This window comes from Aeromonas sp. 3P (assembly GCF_051919745.1).
Lineage (GTDB): Bacteria > Pseudomonadota > Gammaproteobacteria > Enterobacterales > Aeromonadaceae > Aeromonas > Aeromonas veronii.
In genome coordinates this window covers 862378-886756 of record NZ_JBQBED010000001.1, presented here as the reverse complement: position 1 = coordinate 886756, position 24379 = coordinate 862378, and the positions used below count along the sequence as shown (strand labels likewise).

The window sequence follows — 24379 nt, the reverse complement described above, 5'->3', positions numbered from 1 at the left end:
CGGTTTTTTTATGGAGCAACTGAGTGGGTTAGGCAAGCGAGGTGGCCAGTCAGCCAATGGCTTTGTCGCAGCGTATGTTGATGAGGGAGAGAGTTGATCCATGCTCTGCAAATGGGTTCGGGGGAAAGGATGAGGATAAAAAAAACCGGCAGCCAAGGCTGCCGGTTTTGATTTGGAGAAGGGGATTATTGCAGAACTACGTTCTGGAAACTCTGTACCAGAGAGATGACCGGTTGTGGGTAGAGGCCGAGCAACACCACCAGCGCTGCAGAGAGCAGCACTACCAAACCACCGGAGGAGAGTGCCCAGTCGGCGCTGGCATCGCGCTGCTGCATACCCGGTTCGCGCAGATAGAGGGTCACCATCACCTTGAGGTAGTAGTAGAGACCCAGTGCGCTGCCGAGCACGATGGCACCGGAGAGCCACCAGAGCTGCGCCTCGACGGTGACGCCGATGAGGTAGAACTTGCCGATAAAGCCGAGGGTCATCGGGATGCCCGCGAGTGACAACATCATCACCGTCAGTACGGCAGTCAGATAGGGGCGCTTCCAGAACAGACCACGATAGCTGTGCAGGGAGTCGGCATCCTTGCCGCGATAGGGGCTCGACATCATGCTCACCACCCCAAAGGCACCCAGGCTGGTGAACAGATACATCAGCAGGTAGACCCCGGCTGCTTCCACCGGCATCTGGCCGAATCGGCTCGCCACGATCACCGCCAGCAGGTAACCGAAGTGGGAGATGGAGGAGTAACCCAGCATCCGTTTGACGTTGGTCTGCACCAGGGCCAGCAGGTTGCCGACCAGGATGGATATGACCGCCATGGCTGCCAGCAGCCAGTGGATCATGGGATCGCTCGCCGCCGGTACCGCCAGATAGAAGCGCAGCAGCACGGCAAAGACCGCCACCTTGCTGACGGTGGCGAGGAAGGTGGCGACCGGTGCCGGGGCACCTTCGTAGACATCCGGGGTCCAGAGGTGGAAGGGGGCCAGGGAGAGTTTAAAGGCAAAGCCGACCAGCATTAACCCCAAACCGCCCATCAGCAGCGGATGGTGAGCCGGGCTCTCGGCCAGGGTCTGCCCCAGGGCTGCAAAGCTCAGGCTGCCTGCCTGCGCATAGAGCAGCGCCATGCCAAACAACAGGAAGGCGGTGGCGGCGGCAGAGAGCACCATGTATTTCACCGCGGCTTCCAGCGAGTGGCGCTCGCGGTAGGCGTAACCCACCAGACCGAACATTGGCAGGGTCAGCATCTCGATCCCGATAAAGAGAGAGGCGAGGTGACGGGAGCAGGCTAGCACCAGACCACCAGCGGTGGCGATCAGCAGCAGCAGGAAGAACTCCTCCCGGTTATCCGGGTAGGCTTTCAGCCACGATTGACCGAAGGTGCAGGTGGCCAGGGCGCCGATGAGCACCAGTCCCATGTAGAAGACGGCGTAACTGTCCACTTGCAGCAGCGGGGTGACCCCCTGATCCCCTTGCGCCATCACGATGGGCAGCGAGAACAGAGCAAGGTTGAGGCCAACAATGGTCACGGTAAAGGCGGTGGTGACACAGCGGCGCCAGGCGATGGCCAGCATCAGGGCCGCCATGGCCCCGGTGGTCAACAGCAGGGGAAGCAGTGCCAGCAGTTGGGAAGCGGAGAAAGTCATTGCAGGGCTCCAGCAGTCGGCAGCAGATACCAGTGCAGCACGTTGATAAGGCTGCTGCTGGCGGTGTCAATCACGGGTTGGGGATAGAGGCCAAGCAGAACCAGCAGGCCCGCGATCACCATCATCATGGTCAGCTCGCGGCGATCCAGTCCCTTGAGCATGCTCTCATCCTTGGCGGGGCCAAAGCAGGCGCGCTGCAACATGATGAGGGAGTAGACAGAGGCCAGTACCAGACCGAAGGTGGCGACTGCCGTGATGACAGGGGCAACCTGGAAGCTGCCGACCAGGATCAGGAACTCGCCGACAAAGTTGCCGGTGCCCGGCATGCCAAGCGACGCCACCGAGAAGAACAGCATCACGCCGGGCAGATAGCGCAGGCGTCCCCACAGGCCGCCCATCTGGCGCAAATCCCGGGTGTGTAACCGCTCGTAGAGCTGACCGCAGAGGATAAAGAGGCCGGCTGCGGAGAGACCGTGGGCGATCATCTGCACCACGGCGCCCTGCAGGGCCAGCTCGCTCCCCGAGTAGATAGCGATCATCACAAAGCCCATGTGGGAGATGCTGGTGTAGGCTACCAGCCGTTTGATGTCGGTCTGGGCAAAGGCCACGATGGCGCCATACACGATGCCGACAAGACCCAGCACCATGGCGTAGGGAGCAAATTCGGCGGACGCCTCGGGGAAGAGCGGCAAGGCAAAGCGCAGCAGACCATAGGCGGCGGTTTTGAGCAAAATACCGGCCAAATCCACCGAGCCTGCGGTCGGCGCCTGACTGTGGGCATCCGGCAGCCAGCCGTGCAGCGGTACCAGCGGCATCTTGACCGCGAAGGCGATAAAGAAGCCCAGCATCAGCAGCCACTGAACGCCCTTGCTCATCGGGGTATTGAGCAGCTCCAGATAGTTGAAGGTGAAGACTCCGGTGGCATGCTGGTGGGTCAGCACCAGCCCGATGATGGCCACCAGCATGATAAGGCCACTTACCTGGGTGTAGATGAAGAACTTGGTTGCTGCGTTGATCCGTGATTTGCCGTCAGTGACCGAATGGCCCCAGAGCGCAATCAGGAAGTACATGGGGACCAGCATCATCTCCCAGAAGAAGAAGAAGAGGAACAGGTCCAGCGCCATAAAGACCCCGAGCACGCCGCCCAGGATCCAGAGCAGGTTGAGGTGGAAGAAGCCGATGCGCTGCACGATCTCTTTCCACGAACAGAGAATGGCCAGTACCCCGATAAAGCAGGTGAGGATCACCATCAACAGTGACAAGCCATCCACCGCCAGATGCAAAGAGATGCCAAAGCGCGGGATCCAAGGCAGGCGCCACTCGGCGGCCCAGGCGGAGGCAGCACCAGAGACGCCCGCGCTGTCGAGACCCGTGGTGGCAAGGGAGAAGTCTCCACTTAGCCAGATGGCACAGGAGAGCAGCAGGCTGGCGCTCATGGAGAGCAGGGCTACCCAGCGGACAAACTGCCCGCCGAGACGCTCCATCTGCCAGCAGAGCAAGCCGCCGATAAAAGGAATTAGCAAGATCCAGAGTAAGGTCACGGTATCAGCTCTCGTTCAAGTTCATATGAGATTGCGCTCCCTGTTCCATCAGGGAGAGCAAACAGCCCGGCTGTACGATCTTCGTGTTGTTCATCGCGTTATCCCAGCAGCAACAGCGCCAGCACCAGCACGGCGCCGATCCCCATGGAGGCGGCATACCAGCGCAACTTGCCGGTCACGGTCCAGGCCAGCAGCTGGTTGCCACGCAGGGCAAGCCAGGCGGGTAGGCCCATCATCCAGTCCAGCGGATCCTGCCCGACCAGACGGGTCGCCAGCAGATAGGGTTTGACCCACAGCTGGTCATAGAGCCAGTCAAAACCCCAGGCGTTGAACCAGAGGGTGCTGAGCAGGCGGCCCGGCGCACTGTTGGCAATGGAGGTGGCCAGTCGGCGCTCACCGAGGAACAGCAAGGCGGCCAGCGCAATGCCTGCGATGGCAATGATGCCGGAGGCTACCTCCAGTGCATGGCGACCCTCTTCGATGTGATCCCCCGGGCCTGCGGGCAGTACCCCAGCCAGCGGCGGGGTGATCAGCGCCCCGATGCCGGTAGAGAGCACCAGCAACACCAAGAGCGGCAGGTGGTGAGCCAGACCATGGCCCGCATGGGCTTTGGTCTGCTCTTGGCCATGGAAGGCGATAAAGATCAGCCGGAAGGTATAAAGCGACGTGAGGAATGCCCCTACCAGACCTGCCCACAGCAGCGCGCTTTGGCCAGAGGCTTCTACTTGCCACAGGATGGCGTCCTTACTGTAGAAACCGGAGGTGACCAGCGGCAACGCCGCCAGCGCCGAGCCACCCACCAGGAAGCAGGCATAGACCAGCGGCAGGCTCTTGCGCAGGCCACCCATTTTGAAGATGTTCTGCTCGTGGTGGCAGGCGACGATAACGGCACCGGCGGAGAGGAACAGCAGCGCCTTGAAGAAGGCGTGGGTCATCAGGTGGAAGATGGCCCCTTCCCATGCGCCGACACCGAGTGCCAGGAACATGTAACCAATCTGGCTCATGGTGGAGTAGGCGAGGATCCGCTTGATGTCGGTCTGAACCAGCGCCGCAAAACCTGCCAGCACCAGCGTGATGGCGCCAACCAGCCCGACCAGATGGAGGATCTCCGGCGCCAGCAGGAACAGGCCGTGGGTACGAGCAATCAGGTAGACACCGGCGGTCACCATGGTGGCGGCGTGGATCAACGCGGAGACCGGGGTCGGGCCTGCCATCGCATCCGCCAGCCAGGTTTGCAGCGGCAACTGTGCCGATTTACCGACCGCGCCGCCCAAGAGCATCAGACAGGCCAGTGACAGGGCAGGGGAGCCCTCGGCAAACAGGGTCGGGGCACGAACCAGCAGCTCGTGGATATTGAGGGTGCCCAGTTCCCGATAGAGGATAAACAGGCCGATGGCGAGGAAGACATCACCCACCCGGGTCACGACAAATGCCTTGAGGGCGGCCGCTCCGTTCTTGCGATCCTTGTAGTAGAAGCCGATCAGCAGATAGCTGCACAGCCCCACCCCTTCCCAGCCGAGGTAGACAAACAGCAGGTCATCGGCCAGCACCAGAAACAGCATGCTGGCGATAAAGAGGTTGGTGTAGGTAAAGAAGCGGGAGTAACCCTCTTCTCCGCGCATATACCAGGAGGCGAACAGGTGGATAAAGAAACCCACCCCGGTCACCACCCCCAGCATGGTCAGCGACAGGCCATCCAGTGCCAGCGAGAAGCTCGGGGTAAAGTTGCCTACCGCCATCCATTGCCACAGGCGCTGGATATAGACGCCACCCTCAGGCGGGTTGCCCAGAAAGTCGATGCCGACCCACAGGGTAGTGAGGGCCGACAGGCCAATGGATCCCACCCCGATCAGCGCCGAGGTACGCTCACCAAACCGGCCGAGGGAGAAGGCCAACACCAGCCATCCCAGCAGCGGAAATAGAAAAGTCAGATATAAGAGGCTCATCCGCGCATCTCGCTCACAGTGTCCACGTTTAGGGTGTGGTAACGACGATAGAGCAGCAGTAACAGGGCAAGGCCGATACTGGCCTCCGCTGCCGCCAGAGAAATCACCAGGATATACATGATCTGGCCATCGGCCTGGGCCCAGCGGCTACCCGCCACCACAAACGCCAGTGCCGAGGCATTCATCATGATCTCGATACTCATCAGGATGTAGAGCAGGTTGCGGCGGATCAGCAGACCGCACAAGCCGATGCAGAAGAGCACCGCGGCCAGCAGGAGGCCGTGCTCCATAGGGATTCCATTCATTGCTGACCTCCTTCTTGTGCAGAGCGCGGGACGGAGAGCACTTCACCGCTCTTCTCTTCCCGACCCAGGTGATAGGCGGTTACCAGACCCGCCAGCAGCAGGATGGAGGCAAGCTCCACCGCCAGCACATAGGGGCCAAAGAGCTCGACACCCACCTGCTTGGCGGTCACCTCGGTCACTCCGATCAGGCCCCCGGTCACCCCGAGAATGCCGTGGGCCAGAAAGCCCAGCAGGATCAGCGAGAGCAGGGCTGGGCCCCCCCAGGTCATGGGGGTGAGCCACTTTTTCTCCTGTGCCTGGGCACTCCCCAGGTTCAGCATCATCACCACGAACACGAACAGCACCATGATGGCGCCGGCGTAGACGATCACCTGCAGGGCGCCCGCAAAGGCGGCACCCAGGCAGAAGAAGATCATGGCCACGGCGATGAGGGAGATGATGAGATTGAGCAGCGCATGCATGGGATTGCTGGTGCTGATCACCCGCAGCGTGCTGTAAATGGCCACCAGGGCCGAGGCATAAAATGCCAGTTCCATGATTGACTCCTCAGGGCAGCAGGCTCTTGACATCGATGGGCTTGGCTTCGTTTTCGGCATCCCCTTTCGGCTTGCCGTCGATGGCCATCCCGCTCATGCGATAGAAGTTGTAGTCCGGGTATTTGCCGGGCCCGCTGATCAGCAGATCTTCCTTCTCGTACACCAGATCCTGGCGGCGATACTCACCCATCTCGAAATCCGGTGTCAGCTGGATGGCGGTGGTGGGGCAAGCCTCTTCACACAGGCCGCAGAAGATGCAGCGAGAGAAGTTGATGCGAAAGAACTCCGGATACCAGCGGCCATCATCCCGCTCAGATTTTTGCAGCGAGATGCAGCCGACCGGGCAGGCAACTGCGCAGAGGTTGCAGGCCACGCAACGCTCGTCCCCGTCGGGGTCGCGGGTCAGCACGATGCGACCGCGGTAGCGGGGGGCCGCATAGACTGCCTGCTCCGGATAGTTGAGGGTTTCACGGGGCCGCCAGGCATGGGAGAAGACCATGGCCAGACTGCGTAACTGGGTGCCGACACCCTGAATAATGCTAACAATTTTCATATTGAGTGCCTCACTGCGTACTTATCAGTACAACTGCCGCGGTGACCAGCATATTGATCAGGGTCAGCGGCAAGCAGACTTTCCAGCCAAACGACATCACCTGGTCAAAGCGCGGGCGAGGCAGGGAGGCCCGCAGCAGGATGAAGAACACCATGAAACAGGCGGTCTTCAGGGCAAACCAGATGAAGGGGGGCAGCCAGGGGCCGTGCCAGCCACCGAAGAAGAGGGTCACGATGAGCGAGGAGATCAGCACGATGCCGATATATTCGCCCACGAAGAAGAGACCCCACTTCATCCCCGCATACTCGATGTGATAGCCATCGGCGAGCTCCTGCTCGGCTTCTGGTTGATCGAACGGGTGACGGTGGGTGACGGCGACACCGGCAAACAAGAAGGTGACAAAGCCCAGGATCTGGGGCACCACGTTCCACAAGTCTGCCTGTGCCTCGACGATATCCCGTAGGTTGAAGCTGCCGGTCTGGATCACAATCCCCATCAGGGATAGCCCGAGAAACACCTCGTAGGAGAGGGTCTGGGCCGAGGCGCGCAAGCTGCCGAGCAATGAGTATTTGTTGTTGCTCGACCAGCCGGCGAACAGCACCGCATAGACCGCCAGCCCCGCGATGGCCAGGATGTAGAGCAGCCCCACATTGAGATCCGCCACGCCCCAGGTGGGGGTGATGGGCACCACCGCAAACGCCAGAATAAAGGCAGTGAAGGCGATGATGGGGGCCAGGATAAAGATCCGTCGATCAGCGAACGGCGGGATCCAGTCCTCCTTGAAGAACATCTTGATCATGTCGGCGGCCAGCTGGAGCAGACCAAACGGCCCCACCCGGTTGGGGCCGTAGCGATCCTGCCACAGGGCCAGCAGACGGCGCTCGATGAAGCTCATGAAGGCGCCAGCCCCCACGATCCCCACCAGCACGATCAGTGCCTTGCCCACCTCCAGCAACAGATCGATCAGCGACTCGCTCATGCGATCACCTCCTGCAGGTTAGTGATTGAGGCTTGTTGCAGGGCCGTCGGCAGGCCGTTCACCCCAAGGGGGAGCCCCACCAGACCGGCGCTCAGCTGCTCGCTAAGCCGCAGACGCAGTTGCCAGTGGCTCCCGCCCCAGGAGAAGGAGACCTGACTGCCCCCGTGGAGGGCCAGACGCTGCGCATCAAGGGGATTGAGCACCAGCTCGGGTTCGTTCATCCGGGCCTGAATGACCGGGCTGCGGGCCGACAGCTCCTCGCCGCCAAACAGCTGGGCATAATTGACCACTTGCAGCGCCTCTGCGGCCTTGAAGGGGGCGGGGATGGTGGTGAACCAGCCGAGCAGCGCCTTGCCTTCTGCCTGCGGGTCTGTTGCTTCCAGCAGACGGCGACCCGGATCGCCAGCACGCAGTTTACCACCCACTTCATCCTGGAACTTGTTCCAGGCGGAGGGAGAGTTCCAGCCCGGCGCCCAGGCGAACGGTACTTGCGGCAGCGGCTGACGGGCTCCGGCATACCCTTCCATGGAGAAGTTGAAGGGGGAGTCGGGATCTTGCGCTACCCGCGGCTCGCTGACGTTCTGATCCGCCAGCATGGAGGTGCGACCGCTGTAACGATGCGGCTCACGGGCCAGTCGCATGCCACGGATCCGCAAGCCTGCATTGGGCGCCGCTTCCAGCATGGTAGCCAGCAGCGGATTGCTGGTGGCGCAGTCATGGTTGACCTGGTCGAAGTTCTGCCAGCGCAGCGGCTTGCGTTCGATCGCCCCTTGCAGCGCCGCCAGCCAGCGCCACCCTTCACGCACCTGAATATCGGCGTTGTAAAAGGCGGGTGCATAGACCTGGAAGAAGCGCTGGGCGCGCCCTTCCATGTTCACCAGCGTGCCATCGGCCTCGGCAAAACTGGCCGCTGGCAGCACCAGATCAGCCTTGTTGGCGGTCGGGGTTGCCTGATGGTCGATGACCAGCAGGTGCTGCAGCCGTGCCAGTGCAGCATCCACCCGGTTGCGCGGCGCGCGGCGGTAGAGATCGTTCTCCAGGGTGACCAGTGCCAACCCCTCTTCGGACTCGATACGCGCAAGGGCGGCTTCGAGCGACTTGTCTGACAAGGTTTGAGCGCCCAGCATGGCCAGCCCCAGCGAGTTGGCCTCCTGGCCAACCAGCGCGATGCTTACCTCCTGAGCTCGACCTTTCAGGGCGCGGGCAATGTTGCTGGCCGCCTCGATCAGCGCCACGTCACGGGCACTGGAGCCTGCAATGATGAGCGGCTTCTTGGCGTTGCCGAGCAGCTCGGCCCAGCGAGTCGCTTGTGCCTGCTGCTCGGGGCAGAGGTCGGCCACGGCCGGTGCACTCGGGTCGAGCAGGTTGGCGATGGCAAAGCCAAGGCGCGCCTGATCGGCATAGGGGGCATGCAGCTTGTCGGCCGCCACATCGTCCAGACGGGTGGTGTCGAGGCTGGTGATGAGCAGCGGGTAGCGCTCGTTCTGACCCAGGGTCTGAACGGCGGCGACTTGCCACAGATCGACCTTCATCTTGCGGGCCAGCTCGCGAGCCTTGCCCTTGACGGCTTGGCGCAGCGCCAACGCGATACGGGCTGCGCTCATGGTGACATCTTCGCCGAGCAGCAGAATGGCGTCAGTCTCTTCCATGTCCCGCAGGCTCGGAGTCGGCACGCCGCCCTGTTGCAGGATCTGCAGCATCTTCAGCTGACAGGCCCATTCGGCCTGCTCGACGCCTGCGTAGAAGTTGTCTTCACCCACCAGCTCGCGCAGGGCAAAGTTGCTCTCCAGCGAGGCGCGGGGCGAGCCGATGCCGATGAGGCCGCGGGCCGTGCGCAGGGCATCGGCGGTGCGGTTGAGGGCACCATCGACTGTGATGGTCAGCTGGTCGTTGCCATCTTTGAGCAGCGGTTGGCGCGGGCGGTCGGCCAGATTGACGTAGCCATAGCCAAAGCGGCCACGGTCACAGAGGAAGTAGTGGTTGACGCTGCCGTGGAAGCGGTTTTCGATGCGGCGCAGCTCGCCATAACGCTCGCCCGGACTGATGTTGCAGCCCACGGAGCATTGTTGGCAGATGCTGGGGGCAAATTGCATGTCCCACTTGCGGTTGTAACGTTTGGAGTGGGTCTTGTCGGTGAAGACGCCGGTGGGGCAGACCTCCACCAGGTTGCCGGAAAATTCACTCTCCAGGGTGCCATCCTCGACCCGCCCGAAATAGACGTTGTCGTGGGCACCGTAGACCCCGAGATCCTCGCCACCGGCATAATCCTTGTAGTAACGGACGCAGCGGTAGCAGGCGATACAGCGGTTCATCTCGTGACCGATGAAGGGGCCCAGCTCCTGATTCTGGTGGGTGCGTTTGGTGAAACGGTAGCGACGGCTGTTGTGGCCTGTCATCACCGTCATATCCTGCAGGTGGCAGGCGCCGCCCTCTTCACACACCGGGCAGTCGTGGGGGTGGTTGGTCATCAACCACTCCACCACGCTCTTGCGAAATTCTTTAGCCTCTTCATCCTCGATGGCGATGTAGCTGCCATCGGTGGCCGGGGTCATGCAGGACATGACCAGACGGCCGCGTTTGTCATCGGCATTTTGATACTGTTTCACCGCACACTGGCGGCAGGCGCCAACGCTACCCAGCGCCGGGTGCCAGCAGAAGTAGGGGACGTCCAGACCCAGCGACAGACAGGCTTGCAGCAGGTTATCTGCCCCGTCTACCTCGTACTCTTTGCCGTCTACATAAATGGTTGCCATACAACTTCCCTGAAACCTGTTTTGTGAAATCTGTGGTGTCGTTACCAGCGCTCGCCCAGCAGATTGGGCTGGATCCCTTTGACCGGCTTGCGGTTATCACCGCTGCCTTTGATCCCGGCCTCAAATTCGGAGCGGAAATATTTGATGGCGCTGGCCAGCGGCTCGACGGCGCCCGGTGCGTGGGCGCAGAAGGTCTTGCCCGGGCCAAGGAAACCGCAGAGTTGCTCCAGGGTCGCCAGATCGCCGGATTGCCCTTCGCCACGCTCCAGTGCCCGCAGCAGCTTGACGCTCCAGGGCAGGCCGTCGCGGCAGGGCGTGCACCAGCCACACGACTCGCGGGCGAAGAACTCCTCCATGTTGCGCAGCAGGGAGACCATGCTGATGGAGTCATCCACCGCCATGGCGAGGCCAGTCCCCATCCGGGTACCTACCTTGCCGATACCGGCGGTATACATCTGGGCATCGAGGTGCTCCGGCAGCAGGAAGCCGGTGCCCGCGCCGCCCGGTTGCCAGGCTTTCAGGCGATAGCCGCTCTTCATGCCGCCGGCGTAATTTTCAAACAGCTCGCGGGCGGTGATGCCAAAGGGCAGCTCCCAGACCCCGGGGTTGTTCACCTTGCCGGAGAAGCCCATCAGCTTGGTGCCGTGATCTTCCGAGCCCGGCAGCGCCAGCCCGTGATACCAGGCGACCCCGTTGCCGATGATGGCGGGGACGTTGCAGAGGGTTTCGACGTTGTTGACGCAGGTGGGTTTGCCCCAGACGCCGGAGACGGCGGGGAAGGGGGGCTTGGCGCGCGGGTTGGCGCGGCGCCCTTCCAGCGAGTTGATCAGCGCCGTCTCTTCACCACAGATGTAGCGACCGGCACCGGTGTGGACGAACAGCTCGAAATCAAAACCCGAGCCCAAGATGTTTTTGCCCAGCAGACCGGCGGCCTTGGCCTCTTCCACCGCCCGGCGCAGGTGGATGGCGGCATCCACATACTCGCCACGCAGGAAGATGTAGCCGCGATAGGCCTTGAGCGCACGGGCCGAGATGATCATTCCCTCGATCAGCAGATGGGGCAGTTGCTCCATCAGCAGGCGATCTTTCCAGGTGTTGGGCTCCATCTCGTCGGCGTTGCAGAGCAGGTAACGGATGTTCATGCTCTCGTCTTTGGGCATCAGCCCCCACTTCACACCAGTGGGGAAGCCCGCACCGCCGCGTCCCTTGAGACCGGCATCCTTGACGGTGCTGACGATCTCGTCCGGGCTCATCTGGCCGAGCGCCTTGCGGGCGGCGTCATAGCCCTGTTTGGCCTGATACTCCTCCAGCCACACCGGCTGGCCGTCATCCCGCAGCCGCCAGGTCAGCGGATGGGTCTCGGGGGCACGCGGGGTGCGATTGGCGGTGCCAAGAGAGGCGAGGATTTTGTTTTGCGGCAGGCTCATGGGTAAGCCTCCAGCGTTTTCAGCAAGGTCACCGGATCGAGGCCGCCATAGGTGTCGTCATCGATCATGATCGCAGGCCCCTTGTCGCAGTTGCCAAGGCAGCAGACCGGCAGCAGGGTGAAGCGGCCATCCGGGGTGGTTTGACCGGGGCCGAGGTTCATCACCTCCTTGAGACCGGCCAGCAGATCTTCATGGCCATTGATGTAGCAGACCATGCTGTCGCAGACGCGGATGATGTGACGCCCTACCGGCTGGCGGAAGATCTGGCTATAGAAGGTGGCAACCCCCTCCACGTCGCTGGCGGGAATGCCGAGCTCGGACGCGATGGCATGAATGGCGCCGTCGGGAACCCAGCCTCTGGCCTGTTGCACGATCTTGAGCGCTTCGATGCTGGCGGCGCGGGGATCTTCGTAGTGGTGTTTCTCGCGTTCGATGGCATCGCGTTCAGCCTGGCTCAGAACGAAGTCGTCCTGTTTGCTGCTGCATGCCCCTTGCCCCTGTGGGGTCTGATTATTGTGACACTGACATTGCTGGCTCATGACTTGACCTTTGGTGGCTTGTCCTTTTACTGCTCGTCCGGCGATCCCAATTCCCGGCCATGGCCGGGAGGGCGGATCACTTAACGGTCCACATCCGACATAACAAAATCGATACTGCCCAGATAGACGATGAGGTCCGACACCATGCTGCCCTTAATCACCGAGGGGATCTGCTGCAGGTGAGCAAAGCTCGGGGTGCGGATCCGGGTCCGGTAGCTCATGGTGGAGCCGTCACTGGTCAGGTAGTAACTGTTGACCCCCTTGGTCGCCTCAATCATCTGGAACGACTCGGCAGCGGGCATCACCGGGCCCCAAGACACTTGCAGGAAGTGGTTGATCAGGGTCTCGATGTGCTGCAGGGTGCGCTCTTTGGGCGGCGGGGTGGTGAGGGGGTGATCTGCCTTGAAGGGGCCCTCCGGCATGTTCTTCATGCACTGCTCGATGATCGACATGCTCTGGCGGATCTCCTCGATCCGCACGGTGGCTCTGTCGTAGGCATCGCCATTGCTGCCGACCGGCACTTCAAAGTCGAACTGATCGTAACCGGAGTAGGGGCGCCACTTGCGTATGTCGAAGTTGAGGCCGGTGGCGCGCAATCCGGCACCCGTGGTGCCCCAGGACAACGCCTGCTCGGTGGTGTAGGCAGAGACGCCTATGGTTCGACCCCGCAGTATGCTGTTGCGCATCGCCGCTTTTTCGTAATCCATCAGCCGCTTGGGCAGCCAGCTCAGCAGGTTGTCCTGCACCAGCCGTTGCCATCCCTTCGGCAGGTCGTGGGCCACACCGCCGATGCGGAACCAGGCCGGGTGCATGCGGGCACCGGTGATCGCTTCGATGATGGTGTAGATCTTCTGCCGATCGGTGAAGGTGAAGAAGACCGGGGTCATGGCCCCCACGTCCTGGATATAGGTACCGAGGAACAAGAGGTGGCTCTGGATGCGGAACAGCTCCGCCATCATCACCCGGATCATGTCGACCCGCTGGGGCACCTTGATGCCGGCCAGCTTCTCGACCGCCAGCACGTAGGGGAGGTTGTTCATCACCCCGCCCAGATACTCGACCCGGTCGGTATAGGGAATGTAGCTGTGCCAGGACTGGCGCTCGCCCATCTTTTCGGCACCGCGATGGTGGTAGCCGATATCGGGCACACAGTTACGGATCTCCTCGCCATCGAGCTGCAACACCAACCGGAAGGCGCCGTGGGCAGAGGGGTGGTTGGGGCCGAGGTTCAAGAACATGTAGTCCTCGTTCTCGTTGCCGCGGGCTAGGCCCCACTCTTCCGGTTTGAACAGCAGGTTCTCCTGCTCCATGTCCTGTTTGGCGGCATCGAGCATGAAGGGATCGAATTCGGTGGCGCGCGCCGGGTAATCCTTGCGCAGCGGGTGACCCTGCCAGCTCTTGGGCATCATGATGCGGGTCAGATGGGGATGGCCATCGAAGGTGATGCCCATCAGATCCCACACTTCCCGCTCGTACCAATTGGCATTGGGGAAGTGGTTGGTGATGGTGGGCAGATGCAGGTCACTTTCGGCCAGCGCCACTTTCAACATCACATCGGCGTTACGGTCGATGGAGATGAGGTGATAGAAGACGGTGAAATCGCTCTGGGGCAGACCGTCGCGATGGCTGCGCAGCCGCTCGTCAGTCGCACTCAGATCGAAGAGCATCACGAACGGGGAGGGCACCTTGCGCAAAAAGCCCATCACATCCTGCAGCAGTTCGCGGGGAAGCCAGACCACCGGCACGCCGGTGCGCGTGGTCTGCACGGTGAAGTGCTCGGCCCCGAAGTGGGCAAACAGTTCGCCAATGACTTTGGCATCCTTGTGGTCGCTGGGCTGCCACTGGGCCATGGCGTAATTGCTGGGAAAATCACGAGTCAGTTTCATGGTCAGATCTCATCCGGCGTGCGCAGGTTGGTCACATTGATCCGTTCGCCGCGCTTGCGCTCTTTTTCGGCCTGCATCTGGGGACGGTAGATCCCCTGATCGCCCACCACCCAGGAGAGGGGGCGGCGTTCTTTGCCGATGGAGTCCTGCAGCAGCATTAGGGCTTGTAAAAAGGCTTCGGGACGGGGCGGGCAACCCGGAATGTAGACGTCGACCGGCAGGAACTTGTCCACCCCCTGCACCACGGAATAGATGTCATACATGCCGCCGGAGTTGGCGCAGGCCCCCATGGAGATCACCCACTTGGGTTCGAGCAGCTGTTCATACAGGCGCTGGATGACTGGCGCCATCTTGATGAAGGGGGTCCCTGCAATCACCATGAAGTCGGCCTGACGGGGCGAGGCTCGGATAACTTCGGCGCCGAAGCGGGCCACATCGTGGGGGGAGGTGAAGGCGGTACACATCTCCACGTAGCAGCAGGAGATGCCGAAGTTGTAAGGCCAGAGGGAGTTTTTGCGGCCCCAGTTGACAGTGTCTTGCAGCACCTCCTCGAGGCGGCCCATCATGATGCCGCGCGTCGCTTCTTGCGCCAGTGGGTCATCGACGGTCTGGCGCTGCTCCTGGGGGTAGCGCTCAACGGGTGCATCCGGGTCAATCCGGGTCAGGGTGTACTTCATGGTGCAACCTCAAGGAAAGGGTCTGTGGTTCAATCACTGTTTTTGTTGTTCAACTGCGGTTTGCGCGGTGACCAGTCCAGTGCGCCGATGCGCCAGAGGTAGATCAGGCCGATAAGCAGCAGTCCGATGAAAATGGTGGCTTCAATAAAGCCGACCCAGCCGCTCTCCCGCACGGAAACAGACCAGGCAAACAGGTAGAGCGCCTCGACGTCGAAGATGACGAAGAACATGGCGACCAGATAGAACTTGGCGGAAAAACGCAGGCGGGCACTGCCGACCGAGTCGACACCAGATTCAAATGGCTTGTTCTTGGTGCGGCCGTAGGCACGACCTCCCAGCAGGGCAGCGAGGCCTATCATCACCAGACAGATGGTGATGGCACCGATGACATAAATGGCAAAAGCCCAATGTTGAGCAGAAATATCAGCAAACATAGAGGTTTTTCCTAACCAAATTAATCAAGCGACTTAACAATAATGTTACGCATTATGACACTTTCGCACTGATTTACATGTCATTTTTACGGGTTAATTATTAATCGGTTAACCGGTAATTAAATTTTGTTAAGAAGCGCACTTTTTTGTTGGTTATGGCGGGCGAGAAAGGCCTGGAAAGCGCAGAGAGCTGCTCCTCGTCATCACCTGAAAGGGGTAAATGCCGCGGGCGAAGCCGGATCAGGTCGGTATCGCGGGCAGGGGGCACTGGCGGGAGAAGAGCGTGATGGCGGGTGAGATAGGGGGTGGCAAGAGCAATAAAAAGAGAGGCTTTCAAGCCTCTCCTGTCATCGCGTTCCGGTTTCGAGCGTGGGGCGGTCAGGGTTTATTGGCGACCAGCAAGACCTGATCCGGGTAGGCGCCAATGGCGCGAAGACCGATATCTCCCGAGGTGATATCCAGATACGCCCGCTGACCATTGGCGGAGGTTACCGTGCTGCTCATCAGATAGACATAGCCCTCATTGACCTCTTTACCGCCCCCCGCCATGGCACGCGGGAAAATGGCTTCATTGAGAGAGGGCTTGTAGCAGGCATGCTCGACCAGGGTCGCCAGCTCCTTGATGTCGGGCAGACGCCACTGGCTGATACCGCCGAAGTGATAGAGAGCATGACTGCTGTCACTGCGGATCCGCTCCGCCACTTGCAGCCCCTGCTGCCAGTAGTAAACGGTCGGTTCCCCCAGGCAACTGCTGCCACTCCATGTCTGCCCCAGTTTGCATCGCATCCAGGTGAGGCCGGTGTGTTGATCCGTGACGGTGCCGTTGCCATGGTCAAGAAAACGGGCAGAGGGGGCGGTGCGATCCATGGTGTCATCACAAATGGCAGCACCGTGGGCCAGGGGGGCCAGCAGTGCCATCATGGCGAACGAAAAGCGATAAAGGCTCATGATATTCCTCGGATTATTGGGGAGTAGCGACCAGTCGTACCTGCATCAGCTCGATATAGGTATCTTGCTGCACCAGCGCGGGATAGGTGGTGCCCGCATCTTCTCCCAGGAGCAGGACTGTGCGTTTGCTGATGGGGCCACCGGAGAAGCGCTGAGCTGTGTTGCTGGTGGCGCTCCAGTAGTAGCCATGGTAGGTGTCATCTTCCGAGGGGGCGATATCCGGGAAGTAACGGGTATCCACGATGATGCGTTGACCCAGCGGGTCCTTGGCCAGGCTGCCGTAGTGCATCAGTGACATCAGCTCACCCATGGTGGGCAGCCGCCACTGGCTGATGCCGCAGCGTTGCTCGCCATTGAGCCACTGCTGATACGCGCGGGTGGTCAGCATGGTGGTCAGCGCCTGTGCCCGGGCTAGGGCCGCCAGATCTCCTTCGGCGGTGAGCTGTTCGATCCTCTTATGAATATGCTGGTAGGCCGCTTGCTGCTCGCCTGCGGTCGCCTTGAACTGCTCATCCTCATAGGCAAAGGGTCTGCTTTTCCAGGCCGGGCTCAAGGGATCGTCTGATTTGACCTCCCACACCAGACCGGTATTGAGATCCTTGACGCACTGCCAACTCGGCGCGTTGTCAGGGAGCGCCTGACCGCGATCATCGAGTTTGCGATAGGTAAGTTGGGGACGAGTGCGATTCCAGCTGGCATCTTGTCCCGGATAGTCGTCGGGCTCCTGCTCCAGCAGCGGGTCGTTGCCATCGCTGAAGGTGGTGACACCGGTGACGGTCAGCAGGTTGCGTGGCTGCTGCTGCACCAGCAGGGTCAGTAGCTCGCTTTGGGTCTCTTCGGCAAACTGGCCGTTGCGCTGCCACTCCTGAGCCAATTGCGCCAGCATCAGGCTGATGGCGCGATAGCTGGTGGTGAGCAACTGGGTCTCCTTGGCGGTGGCAAGGCGTGTGCGGGCCTGTTGCTGCAAGCTGATCGCCACCTGCTGTAGCGCCTGATCAAACTGTCCTAGACCTGCGAGGGCTGCGCGGTCGCTGCCCGGTTGCAGCGGCGCGAGATCGGTCAGCAGCTGCGTCAGTGCGCGATCGGCGGCCACCCCTTCGGCAACGCGGCTCTGCCACAGGGTGCTGAGCAGGGTCGGTTGTAGCCGTTGTGGATCCCCTTTGGCGGCCGGATGTGCCAGCAGCAGGCCTCCGCTCCTCGGTACGAACAGCAGGGGCGAGTTGACGATGTTGGCCGAACGGCTGACCAGGGCCACAACTCCTTCGCCGCTGACGGCAGGGTCGGCAGGATCACATTGCCAGTTCTGATCCAGATCGGCGCACAGGGTACCGGCGGTTGGCAGGGCGACATCGACCCGGTAGTCCGGGATCGCCAGTGGTGCGTTATCTTCCCCGCCGCCACAGGCGCTGAGCAGGGCTGAGAGGGTTGCAATAACCAGTACGGATGGTTTCACTTCACATTCCTTGATTCGGTCACAGGTTCACGGGGGCGGTAACCCCCGTGGTACAGGATTCAACGGCGCGGGGTGCTCCGGTGCCAGAGGCGGGGCCAGAGGGCCAGCAACAGCAGCAGGGGGGAAGTCGTGCCGCCACCCCCTTCATCCTGCTCAAGGGGAATGATGCCGGTGTTGGGCAGGGCTTCATCCTTGTCGCAGCGGGCGCCGACTTGCTGGGCTACCCGCCAGTTGCGCAACTGACCGGTGTCACCGGCGCTGGTGTCGTTGATCTCCAGCAGCCAGCGGCCAGCAAGCGGTTCACCGTGCAGCTTATCGAGTGATTCGAACGGTACCAGTTCACGGGGGAACTCCCCCTTGAGCCGGGTATGGCTGGCGTAACCCTTGTTCCACAGGCTGATCCGGGTGCCGTAAGGGGAGGTGAGCCAGATCTCCAGCTGCTCCAGTTTGCTGTGCTCCAGATCGAGGGCGACCACGAATCCGCTGTCGATACGGGCCTTGCTCTCGGGCAGGGTGAGAGTGAAGCGGGACAGGCCGTGCCGTTCATCGCTCACCGCATCCTTGATCTGGCCACCCTGGCCGATGGCCCGCTGCCAGAGCGGTTCACCGATCGGCAGTTGCAGGTCAAGACGGGTCTGGCGCTCGGTGGGGCTGGGCAGGGTGAGCTGGAACTGCAGCGGCAAGGTGACTGCCTCGCCACAGGTCAGGTTGCTCGCCGCTTCCAGCGGCAGGGTCCAGCGGGCGGTGCCATCGGCGTTGAGCTCTCCTTGCCAGTGACCATCACCCATGAGCCCCTTGGTCGGGAGCAGGCTGGCGTCAGCCACGGTCAGGGGGCGGCCGCTCTGGTTGGTCAATTCGATGGCGAGGCTCTTTTTCTCCCCGGGCAACAGGTAGCTGTCATCGGCAAGGCGGGCCGCGATGGGCGTGGGCAGCAGGGCGTGGTGGCGGAAGGCCTGCTCCAGCAGCTTGCCATAACTGCGATCCGGATAGAGGCGGTTGGCGGTATCCACGGTGACCCGCGCCAACTGGGGCATCCGCACCTGCGGGCCGAGGCCGAAGTGGGATTCAATCAGCAGGGTATCGAACTCGTCACGGGCTACCTCGCCATACTGTTCAACAGCCTGGCGCAGCGCGGTGAAGAGCGGGGTGCCCCACAGCTGGTCGCCGTTGCTGCCGTTGATGGTGAGGTGAGCCGGATAGAGGAAGCCTGGATGATAGCGCGCCCGCAGATCATCGAGCTGACGGGGCGTCCGGCCGCTGATCCTGGCATCCCAGTTGAAGACCATGAAAGGCTCGAACTGGCGAGCCTCTGGACTACGCTGGCGCCAGCTGGCGGCCAGATAGTCGCTAAAGCCCTCGCCGATGGCGCCCCAGTCACCCTCGTCTCCCATGTCGGGCAGGATATGGTGCTGCACCGCATGGCCAAATTCGTGCCAGATCACCATGGGATCTTCCGCGTCGGGCACCCCTATCCGGCCAATCTCCAACCGGCGCAGGAAGGGGTCATAGAGAGAGTTGTCCTGCTCCCCGGCATCGGTATCGATGGCCAGGGGGCCGCCCATCAGTGTTGGGTAGCCCAGGGATTCCACATGGCGCTGGGCCAGATCCAGATGGTAGTAGCCATTGATATCGAGGAAGGCGGGCTGCTGGTGATCCAGCTGGAAGCCATCGGCATCAGGGCTGCTAAAGGGGGCAGTTTCCGGCGCCGTACCATCCACAACCCGGGCGCGAGGGCCACTCAGCTGGTAGGTGTCATCCACCTTTTGTACCGTGAGCGGCACGGTGCGATAGGCCCCGTTGTCCAGCACCAGATCGTGGCGCCACAGCAAATTGCCATCTTGCAGCTGAGTGCGTGGGTCGAGGGCAAAGATGCGGGCCTGCACCGTGGCCGTTTCCCCTGCCAGCGGTGCCGCTTCGGCACGGCTGTTGGCCTCTTGCAGCGTGCGCCCCAGCAGGGCGTTGCCATCGCAGGTGACAAACAGTTGCCAGTGGCTGCTTTTGCTGTTGCCCGGCTGGCTTTCCACCGCCAGCAGGCGCCAGGCCGCAGTCAGTGTGTCGCCATCCTGCCAGTACCACGGCTGGGCTTCGTCACTGCCGGCGAATTGCCACACTGTACCATCCAGCGTGGCGGTATAGGCATCCACCCCGGCGCGGCTTGCTTCATCACATGGCGTCGCCTGTGCCTGCATCAGTCGGGTATTGTGATAAAGGCGCCACGGGCGACCCTGCTCATCGAGACTGACGGCGGCCATCAGGCCGGCGATCGGTGCGCCATTGAGCTGCTGACGATAATGCAGATAGTGGCCCAGCTTGCCTTGGCGCTGATAGGCCGGGGCATCACTCAGGGTGATGCCGAGCTGCTGTTCGAGCCAGAGGCGGGGATCGGCCGGGGCGTCCTGTTCGACAAAACGCAGTTCGGCGGCCTCGGTGGCAAAGCCAGCCAGCCCCAGCAAGAGGGCGGGCAACAGGGGTTTCATAGTGGTACTCCCAATCAGCGGCAGGGTCATTGATTGATCCCCGCCAGATGCAACAAGAAGGCAAATTCACGAGCCCGATCGCCACCACCGGCGCGGTGGCCTCCCTCCAGTTCGGTCAGCAGCAGGTAGGGGCCGGAGCCCGTGCTGTGCTCCCGCAGGCGGGCCAGCCACTTGACCGGCTCCCAGTAGGGCACCTGGCTGTCGTGCAGGGCGGTAGTGACCAGCAGGGGCGGGTAGGGGGCGCGGTGCAGGTTGTCGTAGGGGCTGATGCGGCGCATCGCCTGATACTCTGCGGGCTTGGCCGGATTGCCCCACTCCTGATACTCCTGACGGGTCAAGGGGAGGGCAGGATCGCTCATGGTGCCGAGCATATCGACGAAGGGAACCTGCAACACGGCGCCGCTAAAGAGTGTCGGTTGCTGGTTGAGGGCCGCAGCAACCAGCGTGCCCCCCGCGCTGCCCCCCATGGCAAACAGGGGCAGGGGAGCAGAGTCGGGCGACCAGTGGCGCAGGGCGTGACCGGCTGCGATAAAGTCGCTGATGCCGTTCTGCTTGTGGATGCCCCGTCCGTCGCGGGTCCACTGCTCCCCCAGCATGCCGCCGCCGCGCACATGGGCGATGGCGTAGACAAAGCCCCGATCCAGCAGGCTTAACAGCTCTTTCTGGTAGTAGGGGCGCATCGGCGTGCCATAGGCGCCATAGCCGTAGAGCAGTACGGCGCGAGGGGCCAGATCCTTGCGCCATACCAGCGAGACAGGCACCCGGGTGCCATCGTCGGAGGTGACCCAGCGCCGCTCGCTCTGATAGGGCAATCCCTTGTCGTCACCGGTGTGCTGGTCGTTGATCCACTGGCCGCTGTTCAAATCCAGCCAGCGCTGGCCGGGGGGCTGGCTCAAGCCCTGACTGCGCACCAGAATACGGTCGCTGGCCGGGTCATGTTCTCCTTGCAGCCAGCCGGTACCGGCGCCACTGGCCAGCGGCAGGCGCTGGCGTTCATGGCCGTTGCGGTCGAGCAGTGCGAGCCAATCCTCCCCCTGCTGGCGAAACTGCACCACCAGATGGCGATCAAACAGCCGCCACTTGTCGGGATCGCCGAGATCTTCCCCTTTGGCGGGCCACAGACGCTGCCACTCATCGAGCGGCGTGTTGGCTGAATAGAGGGCAAATGCGCCCTCCCGGTTGCTCTTGATCACCCAGCCGGATTGGCTGTCCAGATAGTATTCCACCCCGCGCTGGCGGGGTTTGATCTGCTGCGGCTTGCCCGAGTCGAGCAGGTACTGCTCCGAGCTGTCGTGGTTGTTGCCCTGCAACACCAGATGCTGGCCATCCGTGGTGCGATAGAGGCTGAGCAGCCAGGCGGGATCCTGCTCCTCATAGAGAGTCTGCTCCTGGCCATCCTGCCAGCCGCGCAGCTGCCAGGGGCGCAGGGTGTAGCGCTCGTTGACGATAGTGTAGAGGGTGCGACCATCTTGTGACCAGGCGAGATCAGCGCTGCGCTGCGCCAAACTGGACAGCACCTTGCCGCTCTGGAGATCGAGCAGGGTGACCTGATAGTCGAGATCGCCGCGCCTGTCTTCGGCGATGGCCAGCGTGCGGTTATCCGGGCTCAGGGCCCAGCCGCCCGCTTCGTAATAGCCCTCACCCGCTCTGGCGGGAAGCCGTTGCTGCACCTTGCCCCCGTAGCGTTGCCAGAGTGAGCCATCCGGGCGCAGCAGCCATGCCTGATCGCCGCGGACAAGCCAGTTCTCTGGCACAGATTCCCCCGCCGGATGACGGGCAAACTCGGCGCGCAAGGTTGCCTCCAGCGGCTGCTGCGCGGCGAGTTGCTGCTCGCTCCAGCGATTTTGCTGCTTGAGCAGGGCGAGAATGGCCGGGTTGCTGCGGCTCTCGTCCCGCAACCAGAAGTAGGGATCCTGGCGTACGGGATTGCCTGAAATCAGGTGTGGCTGGGACGGGATCGGGGGTGGCAGGGCCTCTTGCGCCCACGCCAACGGGACGGCCAACAGGGCCGCCATGATTGCATGATGTTTCATCACATCCCCACGAAACGGTAACTGAGGCTGGCTGACAGGTAGTGGCCGCTCTGGCTGTAGAGGGAGGTATCGCTGCCAGCCGGAAGTCCGGCCACATCCTGATAGCGGACGTAGCGGGTATCGAGCAGGTTGCCGATGGTGGCATTGACCTTGAGCGCCTCGGTGATCTGCCAGTCGCCGGTGAGATCCAGACTGAACCAGCCTGCGCTGCTCTGGCAGGCACCGTTGTAGCCAGTCTGCGCATTGGCGCACTGTGGCACCTTGGTCATGGCGGCGGCATAGTTGCCACTGAGCTCAACCCCCCAGTCGAGCTGTTGCCAGCGCAGGGTGGTGTTGCCTTCCAGCGGTGTCTGCGTGCGCAGCGGCTCACCGCGGTGATCCTTGCCATCCATCCAGGCCAGATTGGTCGAAAGCTCCCACTCGTCGCTCAGCCAGAGGCTGGCGGGCAGCTCGGCGCCCCAGGTTTCTGCTTTGGCAACGTTGCGATATTGGCGCAGGAAGACACCGTCATCGAGGCGAAAACCGGTCTGGCGCCAGTCGATGAAGTTGTAGTAGCGGTTGTAGAAAACGGCCGGTTTGACGCTCCAGTTGTCGCTTTGGCCATTCACTCCCCACTCCAGGCTGTGGCTGGTCTCCTCCTTGAGGTTGGGGTTGGCAATGATCTCGAACGGCGGCATGGCAAAGTAGTGAGGAATGTTGCCGTAAACCTGATCGTAAGCGGGGGCGCGGAAGCCGTTGGCATAGCTGAGCCAGCTGCGCCATGTTTCGTTGAAGCGGTAACTGGCCGCCACACTGGGGGAGATGTGGTCGCTGTGGTTCTCGGCCAGATTACTGTCCGGTGCGCGCAGGCGCTGGCGGTCAAAGCGCAGGGTCGGGGTAAACTGCCAGTTGCCCAGATCGATCACATCGCTCAGCCAGATGCCATCGCGGCGGGTTTCGGCCTTGCTGAAGGGGGCTTTCTGTCCCTGGGTGGTGATGCCATCTTCCAGGGTCAGATTGCTGACCGGCCGCTCGTGGTTGGCCTGTTCCAGCTCCACACCGTAGCTGAAGGTGTGATCCAGCGAGCCGGTGCTCAGCTTGCTCTGCAACTCCAGCTCACTGCCAAGGCGCAGCTCCTCGAACGTGGAGAGGGTGCGCTGGCTGCGATATCTGGGATAGCCGCTCAGGGCATCGTTGCGCAGCAGCTGGCGCTGGTTGGCTTCGTTGCGTGACTGGTTGCCAAACAGGCTCCAGTTGAGGGTATCGACCATGCCCAGATCGCTGGCTTCCCAGCTGAACTTGCCGCCCTGGGTGCGCTGATCGCCATCTTCCTGAAAACCGACCACGTCCCAGCTGCCATCGGGTTGGGGCACCGCTTTGGGCCCCATCTGGCGTTTGGCGTGATCCTCGTAGTAGTCCAGCTCCAGCCGCAGAGCGTGATGGGCATTGAGGGGGAGGCGGCTGCTGGTGGAGGCACTCATGCCATCCAAATCAGCCGGAATGCGGTTCTCCTCAAAGTTGGCGGTTTCGTTGCCACGCCAGCCGGAGAGGCGCAACAGATGTTCGCTCTCCAGTGCCCGCACCGCGCCGGTCATGCTGAGCTTCTTCTTGTTGCTGTCGCCACCGTAGAGGGTTTTGGCCGCCAGATAGCTATCTTGCTGTTGCAGATAATCTTCCGGCTGCTTGGTATTCATCACCACTGTGCCGCCGATGGCATCGGAGCCATGCAGGGAGGAGCCGGCCCCCTTGGCCACCTCAATCTGCTTGATGTCATCAAGGTCGAAGTTGAAGCGACCCACCTTGTCATTGATGTTGTCGGCGCCAAAGCCGTCGCTGACGCGCACTCCATCCTTGATCAGCAGGATACGGTTGCCACCGATGCCGCGCACGCTGATGTTTTGCGGTCGCCCGGCAGAGCCGGTGACCGAGACACCGGGGATCTTGCGAAACACATGGGTCAGCTCGCTGGCGACCTGACGGTCCAGCTCTTCCTGGGTGATGACGGTGATGGAGCCGGAAACATCGGAGAGTTTCTGTTGTACCCGTTGCCCGGTGACAATGATGGTGTCGTCGCTGCGCGCCTTCTCCACAGGGGGAAGATAGGCCGCGCCAGCGGAGGCACACAGGAGTGCCGGCCATGCCTGAAGCAGTTTGTTCATAATGATAATTGTTTTTATTTAAGCCTGAAGGGCGGCATTATTGCAGAGGCCTGACCACTTGACAATAAATGGCAATCATTATCATTAAGATCTTATGGTGTTGAT

The 24379-nt window shown here is 61.8% G+C and carries 19 protein-coding genes; all 19 read right to left on the bottom strand.

Annotated features, from left to right (window positions below):
* Positions 1–185: 185 nt before the first annotated feature.
* The 19 genes from nuoN to ACTG19_RS03870 all read right to left on the bottom strand — a co-directional run bounded on the left by nuoN (position 186) and on the right by ACTG19_RS03870 (position 24274).
* Positions 186–1649, bottom strand: coding sequence for an NADH-quinone oxidoreductase subunit NuoN (gene nuoN / locus ACTG19_RS03960; protein ID WP_439988760.1), 1464 nt, complete (start codon positions 1647–1649; stop codon positions 186–188).
* Positions 1646–3190: an NADH-quinone oxidoreductase subunit M gene (gene nuoM / locus ACTG19_RS03955; RefSeq protein ID WP_136502287.1), complete on the bottom strand. Its 1545-nt coding sequence runs from the start codon at positions 3188–3190 to the stop codon at positions 1646–1648. The genes nuoN and nuoM overlap by 4 nt, the downstream gene beginning before the upstream one ends.
* Before the next feature lie 98 nt (positions 3191–3288).
* On the bottom strand, positions 3289–5136 hold the full coding sequence (gene nuoL / locus ACTG19_RS03950) for an NADH-quinone oxidoreductase subunit L (protein ID WP_279496471.1): 1848 nt from the start codon (positions 5134–5136) through the stop codon (positions 3289–3291).
* Positions 5133–5441, bottom strand: coding sequence for an NADH-quinone oxidoreductase subunit NuoK (gene nuoK / locus ACTG19_RS03945; protein ID WP_005337247.1), 309 nt, complete (start codon positions 5439–5441; stop codon positions 5133–5135). The genes nuoL and nuoK overlap by 4 nt, the downstream gene beginning before the upstream one ends.
* The gene (gene nuoJ / locus ACTG19_RS03940) at positions 5438–5977 is read right to left on the bottom strand and encodes an NADH-quinone oxidoreductase subunit J (RefSeq protein WP_069555763.1); all 540 of its coding nucleotides are present in this window, start codon (positions 5975–5977) and stop codon (positions 5438–5440) included. Before nuoJ ends, nuoK begins: the two co-directional genes overlap by 4 nt.
* Positions 5978–5987: 10 nt before the next feature.
* Positions 5988–6530 carry an NADH-quinone oxidoreductase subunit NuoI gene (gene nuoI, locus ACTG19_RS03935; protein ID WP_005351100.1) on the bottom strand — a complete coding sequence of 181 codons (543 nt, stop codon included), beginning with the start codon at positions 6528–6530 and terminating at the stop codon, positions 5988–5990.
* Positions 6531–6540: 10 nt separating this feature from the next.
* The gene (gene nuoH, locus ACTG19_RS03930; RefSeq protein WP_005337244.1) at positions 6541–7509 is read right to left on the bottom strand and encodes an NADH-quinone oxidoreductase subunit NuoH; all 969 of its coding nucleotides are present in this window, start codon (positions 7507–7509) and stop codon (positions 6541–6543) included.
* Complete coding sequence (nuoG, locus tag ACTG19_RS03925; protein WP_201990235.1) at positions 7506–10262, bottom strand: NADH-quinone oxidoreductase subunit NuoG; 2757 nt, start codon at positions 10260–10262, stop codon at positions 7506–7508. Before nuoG ends, nuoH begins: the two co-directional genes overlap by 4 nt.
* A 41-nt stretch (positions 10263–10303) precedes the next feature.
* The gene (gene nuoF / locus ACTG19_RS03920; RefSeq protein ID WP_201990233.1) at positions 10304–11689 is read right to left on the bottom strand and encodes an NADH-quinone oxidoreductase subunit NuoF; all 1386 of its coding nucleotides are present in this window, start codon (positions 11687–11689) and stop codon (positions 10304–10306) included.
* Entirely contained in the window at positions 11686–12228 is a 543-nt protein-coding gene (gene nuoE / locus ACTG19_RS03915; RefSeq protein WP_439988759.1) for an NADH-quinone oxidoreductase subunit NuoE, read from the bottom strand. The genes nuoF and nuoE overlap by 4 nt, the downstream gene beginning before the upstream one ends.
* Before the next feature lie 80 nt (positions 12229–12308).
* Positions 12309–14114, bottom strand: coding sequence for an NADH-quinone oxidoreductase subunit C/D (nuoC, locus tag ACTG19_RS03910; protein WP_005337234.1), 1806 nt, complete (start codon positions 14112–14114; stop codon positions 12309–12311).
* A 2-nt stretch (positions 14115–14116) separates the two neighbouring features.
* Entirely contained in the window at positions 14117–14791 is a 675-nt protein-coding gene (locus ACTG19_RS03905) for a NuoB/complex I 20 kDa subunit family protein (protein WP_005344917.1), read from the bottom strand.
* A 29-nt stretch (positions 14792–14820) separates the two neighbouring features.
* A complete protein-coding gene (locus ACTG19_RS03900) occupies positions 14821–15225 on the bottom strand; it encodes an NADH-quinone oxidoreductase subunit A (protein WP_005344919.1) in 405 nt (134 codons plus the stop codon).
* Between the two features lie 100 nt (positions 15226–15325).
* Positions 15326–15562, bottom strand: coding sequence for a hypothetical protein (locus tag ACTG19_RS03895; RefSeq protein WP_162628470.1), 237 nt, complete (start codon positions 15560–15562; stop codon positions 15326–15328).
* Positions 15563–15603: 41 nt separating this feature from the next.
* Positions 15604–16173 carry a DUF1566 domain-containing protein gene (locus ACTG19_RS03890; RefSeq protein WP_113740624.1) on the bottom strand — a complete coding sequence of 190 codons (570 nt, stop codon included), beginning with the start codon at positions 16171–16173 and terminating at the stop codon, positions 15604–15606.
* A 13-nt stretch (positions 16174–16186) separates the two neighbouring features.
* Positions 16187–17626 (bottom strand): DUF1566 domain-containing protein, encoded by a 1440-nt coding sequence (locus ACTG19_RS03885; RefSeq protein WP_439988758.1) that lies wholly within the window; start codon positions 17624–17626, stop codon positions 16187–16189.
* Between the two features lie 59 nt (positions 17627–17685).
* The gene (locus ACTG19_RS03880; protein ID WP_439988756.1) at positions 17686–20133 is read right to left on the bottom strand and encodes a proprotein convertase P-domain-containing protein; all 2448 of its coding nucleotides are present in this window, start codon (positions 20131–20133) and stop codon (positions 17686–17688) included.
* On the bottom strand, positions 20130–22136 hold the full coding sequence (locus ACTG19_RS03875) for a prolyl oligopeptidase family serine peptidase (RefSeq protein WP_439988754.1): 2007 nt from the start codon (positions 22134–22136) through the stop codon (positions 20130–20132). The genes ACTG19_RS03880 and ACTG19_RS03875 overlap by 4 nt, the downstream gene beginning before the upstream one ends.
* Entirely contained in the window at positions 22136–24274 is a 2139-nt protein-coding gene (locus ACTG19_RS03870; RefSeq protein ID WP_439988753.1) for a TonB-dependent hemoglobin/transferrin/lactoferrin family receptor, read from the bottom strand. Before ACTG19_RS03870 ends, ACTG19_RS03875 begins: the two co-directional genes overlap by 1 nt.
* Positions 24275–24379 lie beyond the last annotated feature (105 nt).